This window comes from Pseudomonas sp. UBA4194 (genome assembly GCF_002379585.1).
In the GTDB taxonomy this organism is placed as follows: domain Bacteria; phylum Pseudomonadota; class Gammaproteobacteria; order Pseudomonadales; family Pseudomonadaceae; genus Aquipseudomonas.
Genome location: NZ_DFUE01000049.1, coordinates 1 through 4,002 on the forward strand (window position 1 = coordinate 1; position 4,002 = coordinate 4,002).

Here is a 4,002-nt window from a genome sequence, read left to right on the forward strand (position 1 = left end):
GCTCTGCCCGCGATGGCGTCACCACTGCCACTGAACATTCCAAATCCTGCGGCGCCCGCCCAGCCGCCATCGCGGGTAGAACCCGCTCCCACAGGGGGATCTGCAGCGGTCACCAGTCCCGGCTGCCACACAAATCTCCTGTGGGAGCGGGCTCTGCCCGCGATGGCGTCATCACTGCCACCGAACATTCCAGATCCTGCGCCGCCCACTCGGCCGCCATCGCGGGTAGAACCCGCTCCCACAAGGGATCTGCAGCGGTCACCAGTCCCGGCTGCCACACAAATCCCCTGTGGGAGCGGGCTCTGCCCGCGATGGCGTCATCACTGCCACCGAACATCCCAAATCCTGCGCCGCCCAATCAGCCGCCATCGCGGGTAGAACCCGCTCCCACAGGGGGATCTGCAGTGGTCAGTGGTCCGGGCTGCTGCACAAATTCCCTGTGGGAGCGGGCTCTGCCCGCGATGGCGGTATCACTGACACTGAACATTCCAGATTCTGCGGCGCCCACTGGGCCGCCATCGCGGGTAGACCCCGCTCCCACAGAGGATCTGCGGTGGTGAGCGGTTTGGGGTGTCGCGCGCAAGTGTGATGGGATGTTGTCAACCTCAGGGAGACAGTGTTGCGCCGGTCAGCGGATTTATCAGGGGATTTATAACCTTTAATCTACGCCCATCAAGTCAATCCACTGGGAGAACATCATGCTGACTCTTCGTAACGCCTCGGAACGCGGGCTGGCGGATCACGGCTGGTTGAAGTCGTTTCATACCTTCTCCTTTGGCCACTACCGCAACCCCCGGGAACAGGGCTTCTCCGATCTGCTGGTGATCAACGACGACCGCGTCGCTGCCGGCAAGGGCTTCGGCCAGCACCCGCACCGGGACATGGAAATCTTTTCCTACGTGCTGGAGGGCGCGTTAGAGCACAAGGACACCCTGGGCACGGGTTCGGTGATTCGTCCCGGCGATGTACAACTGATGAGCGCGGGGCATGGCGTTGCCCACAGCGAATACAACCACAGCCCCAGCACGCCGGTGCACTTCCTGCAGATCTGGATCGTTCCGGATAGGGTCGGTGCCGAACCGCGCTATCAGCAGGAGCATTTCAGTCCTGAGCAGAAACGTGGCCGCCTGCAATTGATCATCTCGCCGGATGGCGCCGATGGTTCGCTCAATGTGCGCCAGGATGCACGGGTGTATGCCGGGCTGTTCAGTGGTGACGAAAGCGCCACGCTCACGCTGGCCGCGGATCGTTATGCCTATGTGCATGTGGCCACCGGCAGCGTCGAGCTCAATGGGCAACTGCTGCATGAAGGCGATGGTGTCAGGGTCCGCGAGGAAACGATGCTGCACCTCTCGCGAGGCATCGATGCCGAAGTGCTGGTGTTCGACCTTCGGCCCAACGAGCTGCCACAGATGCCCTGATACCCGAGATGGCTAGCCATCGAGTGGCTCGATGGGCTTATTGAAAAAACCGATTGGCTTGGACCGTCCCCCGGGGTTACTTTGCAGATCTGCATTTTTGCACTGCAACCCTTGGCGGGCGCTAGCAGTCAATATGTTCAAGCCCCTCACTGGATCTTCTTGATGCACGCCCCACAACGCACCCTCCACGACAGCTTCGCCCGGAAAGTCGACTACCTGCGACTCTCGGTCACCGATCGGTGCGATTTTCGCTGTGTGTACTGCATGGCCGAGGAAATGACCTTTCTGCCCCGCCAGCAGATTCTCAGCCTGGAAGAGCTGGAACAAGTGGCGGCAAGCTTCGTGGCCCTGGGCACGCGCAAGATTCGCCTCACGGGTGGCGAGCCGCTGGTACGCTCCGGCATTGTCGGCTTGTGCGAACGCATTGCCGCCCTGCCCGGCCTGCAGGAACTGTGCATGACCACCAACGGCTCACAGCTGGGCAAGCTGGCCCAGCCGCTGTTCGACGCCGGGGTCAAGCGCCTCAATATCAGTCTGGACAGCCTCGACCCCGCACGCTTTCGCGAGCTGACCCGCACCGGCGACCTGTCCAAGGTGATCGAAGGCATCGATGCCGCCAACGCCGCTGGTTTTCGTCATACCAAACTCAATTGCGTCGTCATGCAAGGCCGTAACGACGATGAGATCGTTGACCTGGTGGCGTTCGCCATCGACCGCGGCCTGGACATCTCCTTCATCGAAGAGATGCCCCTGGGCGCGATCAGCGAACACAGCCGTGCCGAGGCGTTCTATTCCAGCGATCAGGTACGCGCCCGCATTGCCGAGCGCTACGAACTGCTGCCGTCTGCTGACTCTACCCATGGTCCGTCGCGCTACTGGCGTACCCCTGAAGCCCCCGCCACGCGGATCGGCTTCATCTCCCCCCACAGCCACAACTTCTGTGCCACCTGCAATCGGGTCCGTCTGACCGTCGAAGGCCGCCTCTTGCTGTGCCTGGGCAACGAACATTCAGCGGACCTGAAAAGCGTGCTACGCGACCACCCCGGTGAGCCAGAGCGCCTGCAGGACGCCATCGTCCAGGCCATGCAGCTCAAGCCATGGAGTCACACGTTCAGCCTTGACGATGATGTACAGGTGGTGCGCTTCATGAACATGACGGGCGGCTGAACCAGCCCGGCCCGTCATTGATGAGCATCGCTTATCAACTTGTTTGAAAAATCAATTTATCAAATGAGTGGCGTGGGCTGACAATCGGGTTCTTCGCCACGGCCAAGTGCCGGGCACAAAACAAGAACAGGCGCCACGCGCCCACTGTCCGAGGGTCTTACCATGCAAGATGTCGTCATCGTCGCCGCCACCCGCACTGCCGTCGGCAGTTTTCAAGGCTCCCTGGCCCATATCCCCGCCGTCGAACTGGGTGCAGCGGTCATCCGCCGCCTGTTGGAACAGACCAAACTGGACCCTGCTCAGGTCGACGAAGTCATTCTTGGCCAGGTCCTCACGGCGGGCGCGGGTCAGAACCCAGCGCGCCAAGCCGCGATTCATGCCGGCTTGCCCCCGGCCGTCCCCGCCATGACCTTGAACAAGGTCTGCGGGTCCGGGCTCAAGGCATTGCACCTGGCCACCCAGGCCATTCGCTGCGGCGATGCCGAGATCATCATTGCGGGGGGCATGGAAAACATGAGCCTGGCGCCCTACGTGGTGCCCGCTGCTCGGACCGGACTGCGCATGGGCCACGGGCAGATGCTCGACACCATGATTACCGATGGCCTGTGGGACGCGTTCAACGATTACCACATGGGCATCACGGCGGAGAACCTGGTAGACAAATACGCCATCAGCCGTGCGGATCAGGATGCCTTCGCCGCCGCCTCACAGCAGAAGGCCGTCGCGGCCATCGAGGCAGGCCTGTTCAAGGAAGAAATCACCCCGATACAGATACCCCAGCGCAAGGGTGAGCCGCTGGTGTTCGACACGGATGAGCAGCCGCGTGCAGGCACCACCGCCGAGGCGCTGGGCAAACTCAAGCCAGCGTTCAAGAAAGACGGCAGTGTGACAGCCGGCAACGCGTCGTCGCTCAACGACGGCGCTGCGGCCGTGATGCTCATGAGCGTGACCAAGGCTCAACAGCTAGGGCTACCGGTGCTGGCCCGCATCGCCGCCTACGCCAATGCCGGAGTCGACCCAGCCATCATGGGCATCGGCCCGGTGTCGGCCACCCGCCGTTGCCTCGAAAAAGCAGGATGGACACTGCAGGAGCTGGATTTGATCGAGGCCAACGAAGCCTTTGCCGCCCAGGCGTTATCGGTGGGCAAGGAGCTGGAATGGGATGCCGAGAAGGTCAATGTGAAGGGTGGCGCCATCGCCCTGGGTCACCCGATCGGAGCCTCGGGATGCCGGGTGCTGGTGACGCTGCTGCATGAAATGATCAGGCGTGACGCGCACAAGGGCCTGGCGACCCTGTGCATTGGCGGGGGGCAAGGGGTGGCGTTAGCGCTGGCCCGGGATTGATGACAGGCTGAATCGCCCTGAGGAATAGGAAGCCGCACGCCGTATGCTTTTGGCCCCCTCTCCCTCAGGG

General features: G+C 62.4%; 3 protein-coding genes. All 3 read left to right on the forward strand.

The genetic code is table 11. The features are described from left to right. The first annotated feature begins 698 nt into the window (after positions 1-698). The 3 genes from B3397_RS13105 (at position 699) to B3397_RS13115 (ending at position 3,932) form a co-directional block, all read left to right on the forward strand. Entirely contained in the window at positions 699-1,421 is a 723-nt protein-coding gene (locus B3397_RS13105) for a pirin family protein (protein WP_296250710.1), read from the forward strand. Between the two features lie 162 nt (positions 1,422-1,583). Next, positions 1,584-2,588, forward strand: coding sequence for a GTP 3',8-cyclase MoaA (gene moaA / locus B3397_RS13110; RefSeq protein ID WP_296250712.1), 1,005 nt, complete (start codon positions 1,584-1,586; stop codon positions 2,586-2,588). Between the two features lie 162 nt (positions 2,589-2,750). Further along, positions 2,751-3,932 carry an acetyl-CoA C-acetyltransferase gene (locus B3397_RS13115; protein ID WP_296250714.1) on the forward strand — a complete coding sequence of 394 codons (1,182 nt, stop codon included), beginning with the start codon at positions 2,751-2,753 and terminating at the stop codon, positions 3,930-3,932. Positions 3,933-4,002 lie beyond the last annotated feature (70 nt).

What these genes read in the sequence shown, in the direction of transcription:
- B3397_RS13115 (WP_296250714.1), top strand. Translation starts at nt 2,751, where the DNA reads ATGCAAGATGTCGTCATCGTCGCCGCCACCCGCACTGCCGTCGGCAGT.
- moaA (WP_296250712.1), top strand. Translation starts at nt 1,584, where the DNA reads ATGCACGCCCCACAACGCACCCTCCACGACAGCTTCGCCCGGAAAGTC.
- B3397_RS13105 (WP_296250710.1), top strand. Translation starts at nt 699, where the DNA reads ATGCTGACTCTTCGTAACGCCTCGGAACGCGGGCTGGCGGATCACGGC.